Here is a 20,754-nt window from a genome sequence, read left to right as displayed (position 1 = left end):
TCAGCCAAGCAGGTGCATGCCCAGCACCAATAGACCAAGCACTGAAAAACCTGTGGGACCGAGCTTGCTCGCGATAGCGGTACACCAGCCACCATCGATGTACCTGACCTGGCCCCATCGCGAGCATGCTCGCACACAGGAGGAATGTGCCCAACCACCACAACCCCCGTGGCGAGGGAGCTTGCTCCCGCTGGGCTGCGAAGCAGCCCCAACCCGATTGACCGCAATCTACCTGACCCACCGCGCTGGCCAATTCCAGGGGCTGCTGCGCAGCCCAGCGGGAGCAAGCTCCCTCGCCACAAGAGCGGCCGGCGGTGCGCCAGCCAAGCAGGTGGATTTCCTGACACCAATGGACCAGGCACCGAGAAAACCTGTGGGAGCGAGCTTGCTCGCGATAGCGGTACACCAGCCACCATCGATGTGCCTGACCTGGCCCCATCGCGAGCAAGCTCGCTCCCACAGGGGAATGTGCCTGGCCAGTGGAACAAGCATGCTTACCGCTTTGCCCGCCCCCTGGTCAAAACGCCCAAAAAATAGAGCAAATTGGCATATTTCACTGCCCACCCCACCCCCCTAACCTAGATCCCAACAACCCACCCCCGGATCAAGGACATAACAAAAATGACTGAATACAAACTGGCGCTGGTCGGCTTCGGCGGTGTGAACCGGGCATTGGCTCAACTGATTGCCGAGCGCAACCAGCAGTGGAAAACCGACCTCGGCTTCACCCTGAAAATCGTCGGCGTGACCGACCTGTTCCTCGGTTCGGTGATGGACCGCCACGGCCTCGACGCCGCGTCGCTGGCCAGACTGCCAGCCACCCAAGGCGCCATGGCTCAACTGCCCGGCGGCACCGTCGACGCCCTCAACGAAGCCGTGATCAAAGACTGCGGCGCCGACATCATCGCCGAAGCCACCTTCACCAACCCGGTGGACGGCGAGCCCGCCACCTCGTTCTGCCGCTGGGCCCTGGAGCGCGGCAAGCACGTGGTCACCACCAACAAAGGCCCCATCGCCCTGCACGGCGCCGAACTCAAGGCCCTGGCCCAGCGCAACAACGTCGCCTTCGAATACGAAGGTTCGGTCATGAGCGGCACCCCCGTCATTCGCCTCGCCAAACAATCCCTGGCCGGCAGCTCGATCACAGGTTTCGAAGGCATCCTCAACGGCACCTCCAACTTCGTCCTCACCTGCATGGAAGGCGGATCGGGATTTGCCGAAGCAGTCAAAAAGGCCCAAGAACTGGGCTACGCCGAAGCCGACCCAACGGCGGATGTCGAAGGCCATGACGTGCGCCTCAAAGTCGTCATCCTTGCCAACGAACTGCTGGACGCCAAGCTCACCGTCAACGACGTCACCTGCCGCGGCATCTCCGCCCTCAGCCTCGCCGACATCGAAAAAGCCCGCCACGACGGTGCCCGCTGGAAACTCATCGGCGCCGCCACGCGCCAGGCCGACGGCTCCATCAGCGCCAGCGTCGAACCGCGCCTGCTGAGTAACGACCACCCACTGGCCAGCGTCAGCGGCGCCACCAACGCTGTGTCGTTCTCCAGCGAACTGCTCGGCGCCGTCACCGTCTCGGGACCCGGCGCAGGCCGCACCGAAACCGCCTTCGCGCTGCTGTCGGACATCATTCACATCCACCAATCGGCAACCCGCAAACAGGAGTACAACCTGTGAACGTATCGCGCCTGGCCTTGGCGGTCGTCGAACCGCACATCGAAGTCCTCAACCCATTTGATGGCAGCATCGTCGGCACCGTCGCCGACGTGTGCGCCTCAGAAGTCCCGCAACTGCTCGAGACTGGACGCAGCGGCGTAAAAGCCTGCGCCGCGCTCCCCCGTCATCGCCGCGCCAGCATCCTCGAACAAGCGGCACTGAACATCGAACGCGACGCCAAAGCCTTCGCCCGGCTGATCGTCGACGAAGCCGGCAAGACCCTCAAGCAGGCGGAAAAAGAAGTCAAACGCTGCGTCAACACCCTCAAACTCTCCGCCGAAGAAGCCAAGCGCAACGCCGGCGAAATCGTACCGTTCGATGCCTACGAAGGCGCCGAATCGCGCAAAGGCTGGTTCACCCGCGAACCCCTGGGCCTGATCGTCGCCATCACCCCCTACAACGACCCGCTGAACCTGGTCGCCCACAAACTCGGCCCGGCCATTGCCGGCGGCAACGCCGTCATCCTGAAACCGTCCGAACTGGCACCGTTGTCAGCCCTCAAACTAGTCTCGTACCTGGTCGCCGCCGGCCTGCCCGAAACCGTGGTCACCGTCGCCACCGGCGGCGCGGAACTGGGCAAGGCCCTGGTCGCCGCCCGCAACGTGCGAATGATCTCCTTCACCGGCGGCTTCGTCACCGGCGAACAAATCGCCCGCACCGCCGGCCTGAAAAAACTCGCCATGGACCTCGGCGGCAACGCCCCGGTCATCGTCATGGCCGACTGCAACCTCGACGCCGCCGTCGACAGCTGCCTCTCCGGCGCCTTCTGGGCCGCCGGGCAAAACTGCATCGGCACCCAACGCCTGCTCATCCACGCCCCGATCTACGCCGCCTTCCGCGAACGCTTCGTCCAAAAGGCCCAAGCCCTCGTCGTCGGCAACCCACTGCTCGCCAACACCGACATCGGCCCGATGATCACCCAGCAGGCCGCGCAGAACGCCGAACAGGTGGTGAACGAAGCCCTGCAACAAGGCGCCACCTTACTCTGCGGCCACCGCCGCCAAGGCACCTGCTACGCCGCCACCGTATTGGAAAATGTCGATCATTCCAGCCGACTCTGGCGCAATGAAGCCTTCGCCCCGGTGGTGGTGTTGCAGCCGTTCGACACGTTCGATGAAGCCATTGCGTTGGCTAACGAACCTGAATACGCCCTTCACGCCGGGATCTTTACCAACGACCTCAGCACCGCGATGAGCGCTGCACGGCGAATCGAGGCGGGCGGCGTGATGATCAACGACTCTTCGGATTTTCGTTTCGATGCGATGCCGTTTGGCGGTTCCAAGTACGGCAGTTTGGGCAGGGAAGGGGTGCGGTTTGCGTATGAGGAAATGACCCAGCCGAAGGTGGTTTGTTTGAATACGTTGGGATAACAGGTCAGGTCGTTGGCATCGGGCAGGTTTGGTCACCTGCCTGATGCTTTTCTGCACAAACCGCACAGCCACCGCATACCCTGTGGGAGCGAGCTTGCTCGCGATAGCGATACACCCGTCACCCTCAGAACCGCTGACTCCCCGCCTTGTTGAGCTTTGCGCACGACGCCCAAGCTCAGTCGACCAATCCCTCTATGCATTACTTCCACCTGTTGCCAGTTCCGCAAGCTTTCCACTGCATAGCGGCCCAGAGCACCGAGCGTGCCGGCAACGTCGTCGATCTTCCCGTGAACTAACTTCTGCAAACGTTCAAAGCTGAAACGTATCAGCCTTAAGAAAAAACCAAATTATGCACAAATGCATTTTTTGCTTGACCCGCATGCATAAGCCTCTATAAGGTGGCTTCACTGTATGCGCATCCAGTACTTCTCAAGCATCATTTATTTGAATCCATTCATGGACGAGGTATTACCTTATGAAAACCACCACTGAAAAATTCGGTGTAACCCCCCATCAACCCAGCCTCTGGACCCGCGCTGATGCGCTGAAAGTCCGGGCGGACGATCCCACCACCACGCAGCCGCTGGTCAGCGCGGATTTCCCGGTACTGAACAACGACGTGTTCATCTGGGACACCATGCCCCTGCGCGACTTGGACGGTAACGTGACGTCCGTCGATGGCTGGTCGGTGATCTTCACCCTGACAGCCGATCGTCATCCAAACGACCCGGCGTACCTTGATGAGGACGGCAACTACGACATCCTCCGCGATTGGAACGATCGTCACGGTCGAGCAAAGATGTACTACTGGTTTTCTCGTACCGGCAAGAACTGGGAATTCGGTGGCCGCGTGATGGCCGAAGGGGTTTCGCCGACCGCTCGCGAATGGGCCGGCACCCCGATTCTGTTGAACGACCGAGGCGAAGTGGACCTGTATTACACCGCCGTCACCCCAGGCGCGACCATCGTCAAGGTGCGCGGTCGGGTCGTGACCACTGAACACGGTGTCAGCATGGTCGGCTTCGAGAAGGTCAAGCCGCTGTTCGAGGCCGACGGCAAGATGTACCAGACCGAAGCCCAAAATGCCTTCTGGGGTTTCCGCGACCCATGGCCTTTCCGCGACCCGAACGATGGCAAGCTGTACATGCTGTTCGAGGGCAACGTGGCCGGTGAGCGCGGCTCGCACAAAGTGGGCGAGGCCGAAATCGGCGACGTACCGCCGGGTTATGAAGATGTCGGCAACTCGCGCTTCCAGACCGCCTGCGTTGGCATCGCCGTGGCCCGCGACGCCGACGGCGACGACTGGGAAATGTTGCCGCCCCTGCTGACGGCCGTGGGCGTCAACGACCAGACCGAACGCCCGCACTTCGTGTTCCAGGATGGCAAGTACTACCTGTTCACGATCAGCCACACCTTCACCTATGCCGACGGCGTGACCGGACCGGACGGCGTGTACGGTTTCGTCGCGGACTCGCTGTTCGGCCCCTACGTGCCGCTCAACGGTTCCGGCCTGGTACTGGGCAACCCGTCCTCCCAGCCATTCCAGACCTACTCGCACTATGTAATGCCAAACGGCCTGGTGACCTCCTTTATCGACAGCGTACCGACCGATGAAACCGGCACGCAGATTCGTGTGGGTGGCACCGAGGCCCCCACGGTGGGCTTGAAAATAAAAGGGCAGCAGACGTTTGTGGTGGCTGAGTACGACTATGGGTACATTCCGCCGATGCTCGACGTTACGCTTAAGTAGTAGCAATACAGGGGTTTCAGGCAGCGGGTTTGAGGTCGATGACAAAACCGTTGTGGATATGATCGAGATGTCCCGCCTGATTTATTGCGATGGTGGTCGCAAGCCCCGTTGAACAACGAGTCGTAACCCGCTCGCGACTGGCTGCAAGGATGCAGCCAGTCGCGAATGCACTCCCCTTCGACGTATGTACACAAGCACCTCTGTGGGAGCCAGCTTGCTCGCGATAGCGGTGCATCCGCAACCTTCCAGCCAGCTGTTTATCGCGTCTCCACGAGCCTAGCCAAGACCGACATCGCCTTGCGCCATTGCCTACAACTACGCCAGAATCCGCCGGCTTGTGCGTCTTGGGTCGCGTCGGTAGTTTGGGTCCTGTCACTGCTCATCAGTGATCGGGTTTAGTCGCCCGTCTCAACCTAAGGCGTACCAAGTCTCCGTCGGACAGGCTTTGCTGTTCCTGTATTGATGGTGGCTGTGCGCAGGGCGCCCCCGGGCGCGCCGGGATTCTTAGGTTCACCGGTCGACTAACCTGCGCACAGCTGCCGCCCTCTCGTTTAGTCGCGAGGTGGCTGCAGCATCACTTACAGGAACCTAAGTCGATGGCAAAAATTACACCGAACCCTCCGACCGCAGATGAGCATGTATCTCGCGCTCAGTCTGCTCGTAACAACAAGCTTGATGAGGCTGCCAACCGGGCGTTGGATTACTACCTGAAGCCTACGCCGAAGAACGAAACGTCTGACAAACCCAACACCATCTTCCGTATCGCACCTGATGTTGATTCGGAATGTCTCCTTGCCAATCTCAGTGAAAACCTGGCTTCGGCGAATGCCATGATCAATGATTTGGCGTTTGGTCTTGAGGGATCACGACGGCATTTTGCGTTGGGGATTTTGCAGGTGATTGAGGTGAGTGAGTTGTTGGCGAATCGGGCTTTGGATATTGTTGAGGTGAGGTAACAAGGGGCCGCGCTTACCCCGGGTGTGAAAAAAGGTCTTGCATGGCAAGGCCTTTTTTGTAGGCGAGAGATTGGATAAAAGGCTGTCAGGTTTAGAAACATCCAGAAAATCGTCGATCCATTTGTGCAACAAGGTGCTGCACTAATCACGAATCAAAATACACGTGGCGTTGTGTCTCCACGGCTACAGTAATTAGATAAATATGGATTTTTGATGCTCAAGGGCTACAAATGACCACCCTGTTTGATGTGGCCGAAATGCTGAAACAGGCTCGAGGGGAGGCCCGTTTGAGCCAGGAAGCCTTGGCCAGTCGCGCTGGCGTCTCACGTTCAACGGTGGCGCGTATGGAAACAATGGGTCTCGGCCCTTGTCCGGTTATTGGAAGCGGCCGGATACGACTTGAAACTGGTGAAGGCAGGTCATGAACGCACGGTTGAGGACATCCTGGCCGAGCAGCGTTCCGGGGCGCGCGAGTCCTAGTCACAGACGTAAAGCCGATAGAGAAGTTGTGCAAGTACCTCTTGCACAATTTCCCCAACCGCAGCGTCGCTCCTTGCTCGTGACGCGCCATGCTGGCCAACATACTTGACGCTGACGCACCGCATTCACGAGTAAACCCGCTCCGCCAGTCCTATGTTTGAAGTGCCTGACGTGTCGCCATTTATTGATTTCAGCGACACGTTCTATCGTCATGTCGCCAGCAGCGACATATGCACACATGCTGCTCCTCTGTGGAAGCGAGCCTGCTCGCGATGGCTGTGTGTCAGCAACCTTCCGGCCAACTGTTTATCGTGACTCCACGAGACTAGCCAAGACCGACATCGCCTTGCGCCATTGCCTACAACTACGCCAGAATCCGCCGGCTTGTGCACCTTGAGTCCCCTCGGTAGTTTGAATCCGTCACTGCTCATCAGTGATCGGGTTTCGCAGCCCGGACTCTATAGGCGCACAACGTCACCTTCGAAAAGCAGATCGCCCATGTCTGTGATTTCGTCAGAGGTGGCTGTGCGTGGGAGACCTTCGGGTCTGCCGGTCCCTAGAGTCCCGGTCTGCGAACCCGCGTACAGCTGCCACCCCATACTTCGTTTCGCAGCGAAGGGTGGTAGCTCCAACAGACTCTAGGAGCTTTACCATGGTCAAGATTACACCGAACCCGCCAGCTACCGACGAAGCTGTGTCTCGCGTTCAGTCTGCTCGTAACAAGAAGCTCGATGATGCTGCGAACCGGGCTTTGGATTTTTATCTGAAGCCTACGCCGAAGAAAGAAACGTCCGACAAACCCAACACCATCTTCCGTATCGCACCGGATGTTGATTCGGAATGTCTGCTTGCCCATCTCAGCGAAAACCTGGCTTCGGCGAATGCAATGATCAGTGATTTGGTGTTCGATCTTGAGGGATCGCGACGGCGTGTTGCGATGGGTATTTTGCAGGTGATTGAGGTGAGTGAACTGTTGGCGAATCGGGCTTTGGATATTGTTGAGGTGAGGTAGAGCGGGGCGCAAGCTGTCCTTCGGCAACAAAAGGTCTTGCATAGCAAGACCTTTACGAAAACTAGGGTGGATACAAAAAAGACTGATCAATAAAGTTTCATGTATTCATAGGGCAAGATAGCCGTCCTCAATCATCTGTCCCCGTAATTTCCAAAGTTCGATACACTGGCGTTCCGTAGGAAGCTTATGGGGGATTTGAGTTGCGATACTCAATAGACTAACTTGCTTGGGCGAAAGTTTCCCCTTCTTGATCCCCCAATTTAATAGTCGTGTCCATTCCGCGCCGGGCAAGTCTACGACCATAATTTGAAGTTGTATGCCGTCATCAGTTTTTTGCATCGTCTTCGATTTTTTTCCATCCTCAACAGAGAGGCGCACATCCTGAAGAAATTCATCTGAGTTTGAAACTAGCTTTACTTTGGTATTTTTTACTTGTTCCCAGCAGGCTTGCATTTTTGCCCACTCAGTGACGTTATCTTTGGGTCTGTCAGGATCGGTAAGCACGAGAAAAACTTTTTCTGCAATTATAGAAAGTTGGTCGCATAGTGCCTGCGGAACAGCCTGTAGATCCCAAATAGTTCTGAAGTTGAATTGCTTGCCCAGTGCATCCTCAGATATCAAATTATGAAGCTTGGCGATCGAGTAAGTTACGATGTTTGCACGATACCCTCCTTGGTACCATGTTTGTTGGCTAACCAGAGACTCCGTTTTTCTGAAGATTATAGCTAGAGCAACTAGGCTGCGAAAGTACTCTTCATTATAAGTCTTGCCGTCCGATATCCAAGATTTTGAAATGATGTCAGCAAAAAATATAAAGTTTTTTTGCGCTCCCATGCTTACTCTATGGGGTTGCTCACGCCAACTATTTTCATATTTTGCAACATCGGTTTTTGTAAATAGCTGGTTTTTTGGATTTTGTACTAAAAAGTGGTTTTTTTGTGCGCTTGTGAGCTTGGCTTGTTCATTAAAATACTGACCTCTAGCTCGCTCATAAAACCAATGTGTCCCAAATTGTGCCCCGGTTTTGGGAGAGGTGAACAGTCGGCGAGAAAATTCTTGAAGGCGAATATGAAACGGGTGGTTGGAGAAAAAGTCTGCATCGCTAACTTTGTTCTGGCTATTCGCGTAACGTGCAATTTCCGGAGTTAACTCCCCAGCTTTTTCCGGAGGCAGAACAGAAAGCTTCATCTGCACCATAACTTTAGAGAGGTCCAAGCAGTCTTTACGTGCAGTACCACCTCTTTTTGCAAACGCTAACGATGCCGTGGTTTGCCCTCCGTTTACAATTTGAAGGTTCACCGCGCTTCGAATACGCGTCCCCCCCGCATCCTCTTCTATTACAACATTTTCGGCCGTCGCCGCAATTCCATTGTTGAATGCAAAAAACATTTCAGGCTGATTACGAATCGTGTTTTGTATTGCAGCGTTAACCTTGCCTTTTGTACTCAAAAATGTTCGAACATTACCTTCAAGCAATCTGCTGCCGTAAATGTCGTATATATCCGCTAAAGTGTCGCCGGGAATCATGCAAAGATAAGCGCTATAGTCTCCCTGGGATTCGGCAGCAGCAAGGCATTTCAGACCACTCGTTTTATTTGTCGAAAAGTCAACAACAAGATCATCGCGCCCAGTAGCTGAGATATAAGCTGAATGGAATCGTCCGATATCCCAGATGTGGAACTCGACAGGGGTACCGCTCACAGCATCTTCAGGCCATCCTTTCTGACGAGTTTTTAGCATGCCATCGCTAACGAAATAGAAACGATATTTCGTTATTTTCGAATGCCAATTCATTAAGTCACATGCGAAGCCAAAGCCTGGTTGGCTTTCGTCTACACTCCCGTCAGTTAAGTTGCCCTCCAATGCCTCTTCAAGAAAGGCACGCAAATCACCGAGTGCAGCCTTTGCATCGGAAGTAATAAACGAGGGCACTTCATCCTCATTAAAAAATTCAGCTATCAGAAGAGCCATCGAGTTGTCGGCATCATCGAATGAATAGCCGTCCACTCGAAGCCTTTTGCGCTTTCCATTGACCCCCTCAAATCTGCACATTTCGAAGGAGAGAAGCTCCTCCGCCTCTACCAGCCTCTCTCCGCACTCCTCCACAAATGCGGTGCGAATGAAGTCGCGCGAAGATTCGGCTTTTGAACGGACGGTCTCTATGATGTCTTTATGAAATGTGAGGAGATCCATATAACTTACTCGTTCGCTATATCTGAAAAGGTATGCAGCTTTGGAGGTTTAGTTTGTATTTGACACTACGAATTCCTGTCGATAGATCTTGTGGGCGAATACAGGGAAAACCAGTGCTGACTTTATAACGGGTTACTTTGCCTATAGTCATTACCCACGCATCATATTCAGGGCGTATAACATAGCCAGATCTCAGTAGTGAACTTTCAAACGCTAAATATGTGTCAAAATCTGATTTAATTATCCTTCGAATTTCATCAATCAACTGATTAAGTGTGAAGCCAGCTTCCGTATCCTCAGATCCACTTCCGAGCTCGATAACGACGAGCTCCAACTCTCGGTGGGTGAAGTCAAGTTGTCTTTCTGAGGCTATTATAACCTCATTGGTCGCTGGCCAAACTGTCTTGACCTCCCACGCATTTTTTTCAAATTGGAAGTCCTGATCAGCTCGATCAGGCCCTTTCCAGCTCTGAACTGCCGCTGATGCGCTAATAGTCCCAATTAGTGTCTTTAGGTGAAGAAGCTCACCGGTCAACCCTCGAACTTGCCCTTCGGTCAATAAATCGAAATTCCCTCGCTCAAATAGCAAGCGCCAGCTAACAAGACGAGCTAAAACGAATGGAAGGCCTCTAGATTTCTCCCCACATTGACGTGAGGATTCAATTAGGTCTCCGCAGAAGAGCAAGAACAACTCGGAAAGCTCAGGTTTTTCTAATATGAAAAGTAGAGACCATTGGTTGTCATCTCGGAGCGCGCTGTGAATTTTTACTGATTGGAGTTCCAACTCAACACTAGGTTTTTTTTGTGTAATCAACAAGAGTGTGAGCCGGCCTATTGAATCCACACCAGCGTAAAAATCAAGCAAATGCTCCGCGTCAATTCGGCGAAAACCGGATCCGACACCTTCCGACTTAATCGCCGTCCAGATGGATTTAACCTTATTCATCATCTTCATCGTCCTCATCATCGTTGTCGTCAATGGAGGGATTATCTCCAGACAAAATGTTTCTGAGTTCAACAAGATTAATCCGATAAGCGACTCGGTGACTCGACACATTAAGAGAGGGGAAGCTTAGACCTATTGCCACCAGCGCATCACAATCGGAAGGAAGCGTATAAGGACTTTCCTCATTGCTCTCACCTCTGGGCTGAATCAAATGGATCAACAGCAGCGGCGCCTGCCTAACAGCAGCATATGCTTTACCTGGTATTGTTTGAACGCTTTTCTTGGACTCGCTTCGGAAGCGAAGGTCTGCTGCCTTAACTTCAGCTTCAGATAATCCAACTTTCTCATCACCTGCAGAGCCCACTCGAAGTTTATTTCCGTTAACAAGCAAGGCTTTGATATTTCCATCAATGGAGATTTTCCGAATTCGCCTTTTGACTTCTATGTCACCAAAAAACTTGATTGAATCTCCGCTGCCTGTTGGTAAAGCCACATCCCAGTGATCGAGCTTTTCATCATCTGATTTCTCGATAAAGTCTGCCAAACTCGATGTTTGTAGTTTGACGCTAAGGGGGTGGTTGACAAATGCCTTTAAGAATTTCACAACCAATTGTTTCGGCACGGACCGCCATACAGGAAAGGAGCCATTCTCAGGTTTTGCAGTTGGGCAGGAGATCACTGAACGTATGAAACTTTGCGCTTCCTTATAGTTCGCGGTAACTATAGAAGGGTCTTTCAATAATCTAGGCGACTCTAAACTTTCTTCAGTTATAGAAATAATTTGTATGATTTCGTCCGAGTCCCGCATTTTATTTCTGGCGGTAATAAGTAATGATTCAGGGTGAGACCTTACGCGCAGACCAAAGTCAATTGGTTTAAGGCGGGAATTCTGCATTCGACGCACTTCATTACGCAATTCGTCGGTGGCCTCCGAAATATGAGCATACCAATCAGCGGTTTCCTCAGTCATCCAAATTTTACACAGATCTTCATAGCCAACGCGGTAGCCGAACCACCGCCCCATTTGAAGCAACGCGTCGTACATCTGAGTAGATCTGTAGAAATAGCTGACACATAGTCCTTCTAACGTTAAACCGCGTGCCAAGCTATTGCCGCCCACCGCTATAACTCTTAGTCCATGTTCTTTGTAGGCGGCGTAATCTAGGCTGGCAGGTCCACTTTTTTGGTTTACGGCTGTAGTTTGAATCGGTAGTGTGGAGGCCACAAGCTGGGCTTGGACTTGGCTCCAAGATACCTCCAAATTGGAAAAAAGCCGTTGAAACTTATTAAAAAGAGTATTTATGGTTTGGTTTTGCATCGCCTCATCGAAAGACAATGATGCATAATTCTGAATATCACCCTGCATTAGGCGGACCTCATGGTCCAAGATATCCCTAACTTGGTCTTGTATTAATGTGAAGTGACTCACGTTTACTAGCATGGATCTGTGCTTTGGCATCCCAGCACGGATATCCATCAGTGTATTGACCAAGAAGAAGCAGACAACCGCGTCTATTAGAGAGGGGGGGACTCCCTCTACGTTGCTATCAGAGGTTTGTCCACGAGGAAAATATTCTTCCGCATCGTGAATTACCTCTAAGCATTTCAAATCAGATGTTTCGCTGAAAATCCGGCTCGCCCCAACGTAGTTTGTAGGGGCTTCCAAGGTGTAAATAAAATCACGAGGGAATAAATCATCCCCCTCAACATTATTTGTGGTGTCGGGATTTATAAATACATTCGCGAAGGGAGTGGCGGTGAATCCGACGTAGCTGGACCTCGGAAAAACTTTTAGCAGTCCTCGTATGGCCGAATTTATCGCAGTTGCTTTTTTGGGGTTTGTATTAATGGACGCGTTATCTGCTTCGTCATCAATCAGCAGTAGGGGAATGTCAATGTTCCCCCCCGCGCTTGCATTGTAGTTAACCAGCCAGTCGGCAAGATTTTCGAGAATCCGCTTATTTTTTTTTACAACAAGGAGTACCGGTTCCCTATAGTCCCTTAACCTAAAACCTAACTGATTTACAGTTGTTGCTTTGAAATCACCTACTGTAGATGTGAAAACCCCAGCTGACCTCGCGGCGTCAATTAGTCCTACTCCGATTTCTTTTCTATGGCGTTTTCTGTTATTAACGACGCCCGAACTATCAAGCCCAACGAAGCCCGCGTCCAAGCGTTCTTGGGTTTGCCGTCTCAAACTTTCTAACGTGCCCGTCAACAGAATCACTAGCTTATAACCGGCATCCGCTGCCTTGCAGATAAGACCAGTATAATTTGACGTCTTCCCTGACTGAACGTCGCCCATTACCAAGCCCCGACGAGGCCATCCGGTGCGACCCGATGGATCTCCCATTAAATCCAAGATCTCATCTGTAACCTTGTCTAGTGAGTTAACGACCTTGGGACCCCACCCCTGTTTCAAAAGGTCTGTTTTATAGCGATTCCAATAAAATGGGTCGATTTCGGCTTTTCGAGCTCTTAACCATGGGTTTTGTTCGTCGTAAACACAATCGCCCAATCCCATGTCAACTGTAAGGGCCTCATGAAGTCGCTTAATTACGGTTTCAAACTCTTCATCGGTGACTGTATAGGGGGGGATTGACCGAAGAGTGGAGGCTAAGTCTAAAATACCTCCCTCGGTTGGAATTCCATCGACCGTCAGTGCCGTGATAACACCTAGTTCCAAACGCCGAGCGTTCGCTGACAATACCTTCCTGGAAGCCTCACTCATGACTCATATTCCTCAATGATTTTTTTTGTCAGCGCCGGATACAAATTAAATGGTTCAATCAAATGGAGGGACATTAGCAGTTGTTTTCGAGCCGGTGAGTCCACAGGCATATTGCTCAGAAGATCCGCGATCATGCCGTTAATGCTTTCGACTGAACTATCGTTGGCGAAGTCAGATCTGATATCACTCGCCATTCGATTATACAAGGCGTCTGCAGGAAAGGAGCTTTCAATAACGCCTAGAATCAGGTTGAACTGCATCCGCCCTTCTTTACTGAGAAATTTAGAGAACTCTGAAATTATTGGGTGCTTTCGATTGATGTCGAATCGGACCCCTGATCTATCGATAACCTCATTCCATCCAGCAGCGACCTCAGAGTCAGAGACTTTTCGGCCTTTAAAAGTAATTGTTCGCCCACTTACGGCTCTAATTCTATCTACGGTTCGCTTCAGATTTAATCGGACTATCTCAGGCGGGTGGGCAGCCGATTTTTTTATGTCTAAGGTCCAAAGATGATCAAGCGCATTTGGAATGTCCACCCGAACGCGTGCAAGTTTGCTCAGCTCATCTTTTCGCGCCAAGCGAAACCATGTGCCCCAAATAATTAGTCGTCTATTTCTGTAAATATAGAAACCCTGCTGGCTTCGAACTCCCTCGGTTCCACCAACAAGTTGTGTGTCGTTATTATTAAGTTTGCTTATGTGGGGCAAGATAAAAGGTTTGACCACAACCTTCTTGCCCTCTACGGAAAAAATCTCCTCGTCCAGTGGCTGTGTGGCTTTGTGATGGCTAAGGAACGGGTCAAACGGCACAATTAAAGAGCCGTTCAAAGCTATTGAAATTTTAGGTTTGCTTCCTTCTTTAGCTAGAAATCTATGGAAAACAAGTGATAAGTGCTCGCGAGCGGCCAACATTTTCATGCCTAGCGCACTTTCTGGATCTGTTTCTCCAATAAGTAGCTTGTCTAAGTTTTGCCACAATACAATTGTTCCGGTTTTCTGCAACGAAAGCTGATTAAAATGAGGTAGAGCTTGGTATTCTGATGCTTCCAGCTGAAGCATTACCCAAGCGCCTTTCTCGATAACGACATCAAGGTCCCAGCAATAGGCACTTATATTCGCTTCTTGTTTCGAAATGACTGTCATGCGTCGACATTGAGATATGGAAGCGGTTTTTAACCCTAAGCCGTAGCGGCCCATATCCTCCCCACTTCTTTCTAGAAGGGGGTTTTTACTGCCGTGTCGCATTGCGTTCTGCAGCGTCTCATGCGACATACCTTTCCCATCGTCTATAACCGCGATGTAAGGGTTATCGTTAGGGCGGAACTCGATATGAATCTCTTTTGCGTGGGCGGAAATACTGTTATCTATCAAATCCGCCACGGCCGAATCCAATGTATATCCAATAGATCGCATTGACTCGAGCAAGGAGGCTGCGTGGGGAGGATGCTGAACCTCTATCATCGCAGCCGCCTTCCGGTACGGAAGTCAATCAAAATGGTCTCGAACAGAAGCATCCTTGTCCCCCTGCGGGCTAGCTTTAATTCCTTGCAGTCCATCCTGCCGCGCAGCATGGCTTTGATCATAGATTAGCCGACAAGGCATGACATCTATTGGCCACCATTCTTTACACAAATTTAGCTATATCGCAAGTCCGATTCGCTGGTCGCATTGCGTTATTTACCATAGCAACCCGTTTTCAGCTGATCATGGAAGCCACAGTCCTTTCGGGACGCTGGGAGGAAATTCTACCCTTGATAATACGCTCGACTACTCTCGCAATTTTACTTGCAAGTAGAGGAGGAACGGCGTTGCCGACTTGATGGTATTGTTGTGTGCGATTTCCCAGAAAAAAATAATTATCGGGAAAGGTTTGTAATCTGGCCGCTTCCCTTACAGTCAAACTGCGACACTGATTAGGGTCGTAATGAATGAAATAGTGTCCATCTTTCGAGATGTGGCTGGTTATGGTGGAAGAGTGCTGGCGATCAATTTGAACCCGAAAACGATCACTAAATTTACCACTTTCCCAGTTTTTATGATCGGGCGCTAATCCAGGAAGATTGAATTCTTGGTGACCCTTTGGGGAATAATGATGAGCCTGCGCAAAGACTGACGCATAAATATAGCGCTTAAGATCTGCGCTCATGTGGCTTCGGGCTTCGTGGTTGAGCCAAACGCCTAATTTAGAGTCTGTAAGCCAAGAATTTAATTCGTCCGTGTTTACTGCTCCACTCCAAGAGCTGGTTTTTTTAACACGTAGTCCTCCATTGTTTAAACGTCCGCCCGAAAATGAATCTCGAAATATCCTAAGGTTCATCTCTAAAGTGAGATCCTTGTTTTCGGACGAAATAAGATCCTTATATAGGGTTTCGAGATGTCCCAAAATTTCGTTGCACCACTTGTCTGGGGTATCATTTCCTCTGGAAAGCGTACTGCGCAGCGGAGGGAGGTTGCCAAGAACGTCCCTGACGGTGACCGGTGGAGCGGATGCAAGTTTGTGTTCGCTTATGCCATCAACATAATCCTCGGATACGCCTACTAGTATAACTCTGTGGCGACCTTGCGGAATGCCGTAATCTTCCGCTCGTATTATAAAATTATTAAAGTCTATAGAGTCTGGCGTCATGCCAGACTCATAGATGTCATCTGAAACTAAAGAGCAGATTTTATATTTTTTACCAGTTCCGTTTTTTATTCCCAGTGCCGCGTCAGGGTCGGCAAGATCTTGGAGTATTTGTGGGAAAATTTGCGTGCCACCAACTTTTGAGGAAAGAATACCTTTGACATTCTCCATGACAAATACAGCAGGGCGCTTGCTCTGGATTATTCGCAGGTATTCCCGGTACAAAAAATGACGATGATCATCTTCCGCCTTATAGTCGACATTTCCTTTGTTGCGCGCGCGCCCAACAATTGAATAAGCTTGACAAGGAGGCCCACCAATTAATACCCAAGGTTTACTGGTATCCAATCGTTTCTCCAAAATCCGATCTAGTTCGGCATTTCCTTCTACGCTTCCGAGTTTAATTTGACGAGCTTCGGCGTCGGCATGTTGCCATTCTTTATAACTGTCTGAGGTCCAAGGTTGTGCCACACCAGCCGTTTCGCAGTAATAATAATAATCGGCAAGGGCTGCTGGGTTGTATTTTTTTAGCGCTCGATAAAATGCACGAAGTCTCAGTGTAGATCGAGCGAACGGATCCATCTCGGCAGAGACTAATATATCAAAGCTTCTGCCCTCACTGAGTGAAGAGAACCCTTCACCTAGGCCGCCGGGGCCGGCAAAGAGATCCACGACCTGTAAAGGGTTGTCACAATTCATGAGCTACATCTGCCAAAGGTAATCGAAAGTGGATGTTGTAGATAAAGAGACCAGGTCGAGGATGATGGCAGCAATAACTGGCAAAAATACGCAGCCTGAGCTCGCGCTGCGCCGGTTTCTTCATGCCAATGGTTACCGCTTCCGCCTGCACCGCAAGGACCTCCCTGGGAAGCCTGACATTGTAATTCCCAAGCTACGGACCTGTATATTTGTACATGGATGTTTTTGGCATCGCCATGCGGGGTGTCGCTACGCTACTACACCTAAGACCCGGAGCGAATTCTGGGCAGCAAAATTCTCCAGAAATGTTGAGAGAGACCTCGAAAATGTTTACGCCTTGAGGTCCCTCGGCTGGAGGGTTATTACCGTTTGGGAGTGTGAGATCAAGCGAGGATCCGAATGCCTTTCTCAACTGCACCACGCCCTTAAGGAGTAGGGGCAATCATCGACATGGTTATGTTTTTCCTAGCTCACTCATGGAAGCTAGCATCCAAAGGGTCTGTCCAGAGGGACTAGGTTCTCAGCGACCAGAGCAGCCACTTCTACAAAAACCTTCATACAATAAGGCTGTAAAAGGTTTGGAAAGTGAGAATAAATTTCAAGCCTGCATTAAAAAGCCGGCTTATGGCCGGCTTCTCGTTGACTAACTCAGTTCGTTTTTGACAAACCTCACCAGCCTTCAAAACGTACATCCGGCTCTTGCGGCCGGCTGTGGGACTTGGTCAGAAAGTGATCTGCCTTGTCGGTGCGAGGCGTGGGCTCGCAAATGTGGGGCGGAGGATACTCGGGTTTTTGGCAGAATCCCAGTGGTAAGTGGTGTGGAATCATTGGGTTAGGGGGATTCAGGGTGAAAAGCAGGGGCTGCTGCGCAGCCCAGCGGGAGCAAGCTCCCTCGCCACAAAAGCTTCTCACCATAAAGCTCCTCGGCACGAGGCGCTTTGCCTGTCTTTCCGTTCGGGTGGGTTAGTCGCACACCGGCGGTCTCTGTTTGTTGAGGGTGGACCACCAGAACACCCAGCCGATCACCCGTATGTTTTGCGTGTCGATCTGTTCGGCGCTGAAGACTTCGTCTGGGTAAGCCGCGCTGTTGTGGCTGCGCAGGCGCAGTCGGTTGCCGGGGATGCGGTGCAGGTATTTGATGCGGAGCATGCCGTCGTGTTCGAGGGCGTAGATTTGGCCGTCGACGATTTGGGTCAGGCCGCGGTCGATGGCGAGGGTGGAGCCGTCGGCGATGCGTTCGGCCATGCTGTCGCCGACCATGGTGGTGCAGATGGCGTCACTGGGGTTTATTTCCAGGGAGTCGAGGTGGCTGCGGGGCAGGCGGATGGATTGGTCGGGGATTTCGGTGATGTGGGTTTTGGTTTCGCCGGGGGCGATGGGGACTTCCTTGTAGAAGGGCAGTTCAATGTCCGTGGGTTCCACCACGCTGTAGACGCCTTGGACTTCGGCGGCGTCGTAGGTGGTGCCGGGGCCCAGGCCCAAAGGGGTTTGCGGGCCTTCGCCGTGGGCGAGCCATTCTGGGCTGACGGTCAGCAGGCTGGCGATGCTGTGGATGCGCCGGGGTGGGATGCCACGGTTGAACCAGTTGTTCACGTGCTGGGATTTCACGCCGTATAACTTCGCGAAGTCGGCGGAACGGATATGGGCTTCTTTTAGAAGGGCTCTGAAGCGGTCGCCACTGGAGATCTTTTTCATAAACGGAAAGTTTAGGGGCGACGATGTTTTCGGCAATAAACAAGTCGTGCAAATATATAAGACGATCTTTCCGTTTGCAGGATTTGAAAGGCGCGGGCTAAACGCAGTTAAACAGTGTTAATACGATTTTGTATTAGGAACCATTAAGACATAAAAAAACCCCGGGGCAAACCGGGGTTCTTGATCAAGTTTGTTTCAGCCTTTGTAGGCGGCAACCGACTTGGTGATCGCTTCGCGGGCGGCGTCTGCGCCGGCCCAGCCTTCGATCTTGACCCACTTGCCTTTTTCGAGGTCTTTGTAGTTCGCGAAGAAGTGCTCGATCTGCTGGATCAGCAGCGGTGGCAGGTCAGTGTATTCCTTCACGTCGACGTACAGTTGCGACAGCTTGTCGTGCGGTACTGCGATGACTTTGGCATCGCCGCCGCCGTCGTCGGTCATGTTCAGGATGCCGACTGGACGGGCGCGGATGACCGAACCTGGGGCAACTGGGTATGGGGTCACGACCAGCACGTCGAGGGGGTCGCCGTCGTCGGCCAGGGTGTTGGGGATGTAACCGTAGTTGGCCGGGTAGAACATGGGGGTGGCCATGAAACGGTCAACGAACAGGCAATCGCTGTCTTTGTCGATTTCGTATTTGATCGGGGCGTGGTTGGCCGGGATTTCGATCGCGACGTAGATGTCGTTCGGCAGGTCTTTGCCAGCCGGAATCTTGCTGTAGCTCATTGGGCGGTGCCCCCGTTAGTTGACCAAATGACTGGTCGGATTGACCAAAAAGTGGCGGCGATTATAGGCATATTCGGCCGCTGATGCCACGTTACCAGGGTCGTAGAGACCTTAGTATGACGCCTGATAGACCGGATCTTCGGCCTGAAGTTGCCGCAGCCGGGCCAAAGGATCCTGGCGGTAGAAGGCCTTGAGCTGTTCATAGACCTTTGGATAGGCCTGGTGCAGCAGGTCCGGGGCGCTGAAGAAGTATTCGCTGGTGACGGCGAAGAACTCCGCCGGGTTTTCCGCGGCGTAGGGGTCGATGAGGGTTTCTGCGTCGGGGTTCTGGTCCAGTTGGCGGTCGAGGTCGTCGAAGGCTTGTTGCATGGCTTCGGCCCAGTCGCTGACGCGCATGCCGGCGTGCAGTGGCGGCAGGCCGTTGGCGTCGCCGTTGAGCATGTCGAGTTTGTGCGCCAGTTCGTGGATCACCAGGTTGTAGCCGTCCCAGCCGCCGCTGGCCATCACGCCGTCCCAGGCCAGGATGATCGGGCCTTGGGGCCAGGCTTCGCCGCTGTGTTCGCCGTCCCATTCGTGCTCGATGCCGCTGGCGTCGCGGTAGCGCTGGGGGCTGAGGAAGTCGTCGGGGTAGAGGACGATTTCGTGGAAGCCCTGGTACCAGTTCAGTTCGCCCAGGTGCATCAGCGGCAATTGGGCCTGGGCGGCGAGGAGCAGGCGTTGTTCCTGGTGCAGTTCGACGCCGGGCAGGGCGGTGAGGTGTTTATCGTGCAGGAACAGCACGCTGGCTTCCCGCAGCCACTGGTCCTCGGCGGCGCTGATGCCGTCGAGGAAGCTCAGTTGTTGGCGCACCCGTTGCCAGGTTTCCTCGGGGACGGGGTGTTTGGCGAGGGTGCGCTGGCGGCGCCAGTTGCTCAGGGACCACATGGGCGATCAGGCTTTCGAGGCGCGCTGGCTCAGTTTGCTGCGCACCAGGCTGATGATCATCGGCAGCAGCGACACCAGGATGATGCCCACCACCAGCAGCGACAGGTTTTGCTTGATGAAGGGTACGTTGCCGAAGAAGTAACCGAGGGTCACCAGGCCGCCGACCCAGAGGACGGTGCCGAGGACGCTGAAGCCAAAGAAGCGCAGGTAATTCATCTTGCCGACGCCGGCGACGAAGGGGGCGAAGGTGCGGATGATCGGCAGGAAGCGCGCCAGGGTTACGGTTTTGCCGCCGTGCTTGTCGTAGAAGTCGTGGGTTTGCTGCAGGTAGTCGCGGCGGAAGATTTTCGAGTTGGGGTTGCTGAACAGTTTTTCACCGGCGGTGCGGCCGATGAGGTAGTTGGTGCTGTCGCCGAGGATGGCCGCGAGCATCAGCAGGCCGCCCAGTAGCAGTGGGTCCATGGCGCCACCGGCGGCGACGGCGCCGGCGATGAACAGCAGGGAGTCGCCGGGCAGGAAGGGTGTGACCACCAGGCCGGTTTCACAGAAGATCACCAGGAACAGGATGGCGTAGACCCAGGTTCCGTAGTTGGTCACCAGCATGTCGAGATAGACGTCGAGGTGCAGGATGAGGTCGAGGGGATTGAAATCCATGCATAACACCTGTGGTGGTGGCCTGGCTCGGCAGGCTTTGGGTCGGGCTTGGAGTGGCTACAGAGTGTGTAGCTTTTTCTTACAAGCCGGGAAGAGCGGCATTATACGGGGTGAAGGGCGGGGAGCGGGGTGAGTTTGTAGCTAGGGATTTCGACGGTGTGCGATTGAGTGAGGGCTCTTGTGGCGAGGGAGCTTGCTCCCGCTGGGGCGCGAAGCGGCCCTGAATCAGCCGGCTCGGACAATCTGATGCACCGCGTGCTTAGGTTTTGGGGCTGCT

At 53.0% G+C, this 20,754-nt stretch carries 16 protein-coding genes; 7 read left to right on the top strand and 9 right to left on the bottom strand.

Translation table 11 applies throughout. The features are described 5' to 3' along the window. Nucleotides 1–621: 621 nt before the first annotated feature. The 6 genes from BLU76_RS26270 (at nt 622) to BLU76_RS26245 (ending at nt 7,287) form a co-directional block, all read left to right on the top strand. Entirely contained in the window at nt 622–1,680 is a 1,059-nt protein-coding gene (locus BLU76_RS26270) for a homoserine dehydrogenase (protein WP_092225046.1), read from the top strand. Beyond that, a complete protein-coding gene (locus tag BLU76_RS26265; RefSeq protein ID WP_092225044.1) occupies nt 1,677–3,089 on the top strand; it encodes an aldehyde dehydrogenase family protein in 1,413 nt (470 codons plus the stop codon). The genes BLU76_RS26270 and BLU76_RS26265 overlap by 4 nt, the downstream gene beginning before the upstream one ends. A gap of 475 nt (nt 3,090–3,564) precedes the next feature. Further along, nucleotides 3,565–4,839: a glycoside hydrolase family 68 protein gene (locus BLU76_RS26260; RefSeq protein WP_092225042.1), complete on the top strand. Its 1,275-nt coding sequence runs from the start codon at nt 3,565–3,567 to the stop codon at nt 4,837–4,839. 596 nt (nt 4,840–5,435) lie between these two features. Next, nucleotides 5,436–5,795 carry a DUF6124 family protein gene (locus BLU76_RS26255; RefSeq protein ID WP_092225040.1) on the top strand — a complete coding sequence of 120 codons (360 nt, stop codon included), beginning with the start codon at nt 5,436–5,438 and terminating at the stop codon, nt 5,793–5,795. Nucleotides 5,796–6,025: 230 nt separating this feature from the next. Beyond that, entirely contained in the window at nt 6,026–6,220 is a 195-nt protein-coding gene (locus BLU76_RS32425) for a helix-turn-helix transcriptional regulator (protein WP_371915049.1), read from the top strand. Nucleotides 6,221–6,927: 707 nt separating this feature from the next. Continuing rightward, the gene (locus BLU76_RS26245) at nt 6,928–7,287 is read left to right on the top strand and encodes a DUF6124 family protein (protein WP_092225038.1); all 360 of its coding nucleotides are present in this window, start codon (nt 6,928–6,930) and stop codon (nt 7,285–7,287) included. 105 nt (nt 7,288–7,392) lie between these two features. Here BLU76_RS26245 and BLU76_RS26240 read toward each other — a convergent pair whose 3' ends face one another. The 5 genes from BLU76_RS26240 to BLU76_RS26220 all read right to left on the bottom strand — a co-directional run bounded on the left by BLU76_RS26240 (nt 7,393) and on the right by BLU76_RS26220 (nt 16,481). After that, the gene (locus BLU76_RS26240) at nt 7,393–9,480 is read right to left on the bottom strand and encodes an AIPR family protein (protein ID WP_092225036.1); all 2,088 of its coding nucleotides are present in this window, start codon (nt 9,478–9,480) and stop codon (nt 7,393–7,395) included. Between the two features lie 16 nt (nt 9,481–9,496). Then, nucleotides 9,497–10,429: a PD-(D/E)XK motif protein gene (locus tag BLU76_RS26235; RefSeq protein ID WP_170867324.1), complete on the bottom strand. Its 933-nt coding sequence runs from the start codon at nt 10,427–10,429 to the stop codon at nt 9,497–9,499. After that, complete coding sequence (locus tag BLU76_RS26230) at nt 10,419–13,157, bottom strand: Z1 domain-containing protein (protein WP_092225032.1); 2,739 nt, start codon at nt 13,155–13,157, stop codon at nt 10,419–10,421. Before BLU76_RS26230 ends, BLU76_RS26235 begins: the two co-directional genes overlap by 11 nt. Continuing rightward, complete coding sequence (locus BLU76_RS26225) at nt 13,154–14,572, bottom strand: ATP-binding protein (RefSeq protein ID WP_256572708.1); 1,419 nt, start codon at nt 14,570–14,572, stop codon at nt 13,154–13,156. Before BLU76_RS26225 ends, BLU76_RS26230 begins: the two co-directional genes overlap by 4 nt. Nucleotides 14,573–14,855: 283 nt before the next feature. Continuing rightward, nucleotides 14,856–16,481, bottom strand: a complete 1,626-nt coding sequence (locus tag BLU76_RS26220) for a DNA cytosine methyltransferase (protein ID WP_092225028.1) — start codon at nt 16,479–16,481, stop codon at nt 14,856–14,858. Between the two features lie 28 nt (nt 16,482–16,509). Between BLU76_RS26220 and BLU76_RS26215 the strand changes: the two genes are divergently transcribed. Continuing rightward, complete coding sequence (locus BLU76_RS26215; protein WP_092225026.1) at nt 16,510–16,917, top strand: very short patch repair endonuclease; 408 nt, start codon at nt 16,510–16,512, stop codon at nt 16,915–16,917. Between the two features lie 527 nt (nt 16,918–17,444). Here BLU76_RS26215 and BLU76_RS26210 read toward each other — a convergent pair. The 4 genes from BLU76_RS26210 to BLU76_RS26195 all read right to left on the bottom strand — a co-directional run bounded on the left by BLU76_RS26210 (nt 17,445) and on the right by BLU76_RS26195 (nt 20,477). Then, nucleotides 17,445–18,176 carry a LexA family transcriptional regulator gene (locus tag BLU76_RS26210; RefSeq protein ID WP_092225024.1) on the bottom strand — a complete coding sequence of 244 codons (732 nt, stop codon included), beginning with the start codon at nt 18,174–18,176 and terminating at the stop codon, nt 17,445–17,447. Between the two features lie 195 nt (nt 18,177–18,371). Then, nucleotides 18,372–18,899, bottom strand: coding sequence for an inorganic diphosphatase (ppa, locus tag BLU76_RS26205; protein ID WP_003205933.1), 528 nt, complete (start codon nt 18,897–18,899; stop codon nt 18,372–18,374). A 111-nt stretch (nt 18,900–19,010) separates the two neighbouring features. Beyond that, nucleotides 19,011–19,823: a M90 family metallopeptidase gene (locus tag BLU76_RS26200; RefSeq protein ID WP_092225022.1), complete on the bottom strand. Its 813-nt coding sequence runs from the start codon at nt 19,821–19,823 to the stop codon at nt 19,011–19,013. Nucleotides 19,824–19,829: 6 nt separating this feature from the next. Next, nucleotides 19,830–20,477, bottom strand: coding sequence for a DedA family protein (locus BLU76_RS26195; protein WP_063324210.1), 648 nt, complete (start codon nt 20,475–20,477; stop codon nt 19,830–19,832). Nucleotides 20,478–20,754: the final 277 nt, after the last annotated feature.

It is taken from the genome of Pseudomonas sp. NFACC08-1 (assembly GCF_900106735.1).
GTDB classification, from domain to species: domain Bacteria; phylum Pseudomonadota; class Gammaproteobacteria; order Pseudomonadales; family Pseudomonadaceae; genus Aquipseudomonas; species Aquipseudomonas fluorescens_Q.
This window is presented reverse-complemented; position numbering and strand designations above follow the sequence as displayed.

What these genes read in the sequence shown, in the direction of transcription:
- BLU76_RS26270 (WP_092225046.1), top strand. Translation starts at nt 622, where the DNA reads ATGACTGAATACAAACTGGCGCTGGTCGGCTTCGGCGGTGTGAACCGG.
- BLU76_RS26260 (WP_092225042.1), top strand. Translation starts at nt 3,565, where the DNA reads ATGAAAACCACCACTGAAAAATTCGGTGTAACCCCCCATCAACCCAGC.
- BLU76_RS26255 (WP_092225040.1), top strand. Translation starts at nt 5,436, where the DNA reads ATGGCAAAAATTACACCGAACCCTCCGACCGCAGATGAGCATGTATCT.
- BLU76_RS32425 (WP_371915049.1), top strand. Translation starts at nt 6,026, where the DNA reads ATGACCACCCTGTTTGATGTGGCCGAAATGCTGAAACAGGCTCGAGGG.
- BLU76_RS26245 (WP_092225038.1), top strand. Translation starts at nt 6,928, where the DNA reads ATGGTCAAGATTACACCGAACCCGCCAGCTACCGACGAAGCTGTGTCT.
- BLU76_RS26240 (WP_092225036.1), bottom strand. Translation starts at nt 9,480, where the DNA reads ATGGATCTCCTCACATTTCATAAAGACATCATAGAGACCGTCCGTTCA.
- BLU76_RS26235 (WP_170867324.1), bottom strand. Translation starts at nt 10,429, where the DNA reads ATGATGAATAAGGTTAAATCCATCTGGACGGCGATTAAGTCGGAAGGT.
- BLU76_RS26230 (WP_092225032.1), bottom strand. Translation starts at nt 13,157, where the DNA reads ATGAGTGAGGCTTCCAGGAAGGTATTGTCAGCGAACGCTCGGCGTTTG.
- BLU76_RS26225 (WP_256572708.1), bottom strand. Translation starts at nt 14,572, where the DNA reads ATGCGATCTATTGGATATACATTGGATTCGGCCGTGGCGGATTTGATA.
- BLU76_RS26220 (WP_092225028.1), bottom strand. Translation starts at nt 16,481, where the DNA reads ATGAATTGTGACAACCCTTTACAGGTCGTGGATCTCTTTGCCGGCCCC.
- BLU76_RS26210 (WP_092225024.1), bottom strand. Translation starts at nt 18,176, where the DNA reads ATGAAAAAGATCTCCAGTGGCGACCGCTTCAGAGCCCTTCTAAAAGAA.
- ppa (WP_003205933.1), bottom strand. Translation starts at nt 18,899, where the DNA reads ATGAGCTACAGCAAGATTCCGGCTGGCAAAGACCTGCCGAACGACATC.
- BLU76_RS26200 (WP_092225022.1), bottom strand. Translation starts at nt 19,823, where the DNA reads ATGTGGTCCCTGAGCAACTGGCGCCGCCAGCGCACCCTCGCCAAACAC.
- BLU76_RS26195 (WP_063324210.1), bottom strand. Translation starts at nt 20,477, where the DNA reads ATGGATTTCAATCCCCTCGACCTCATCCTGCACCTCGACGTCTATCTC.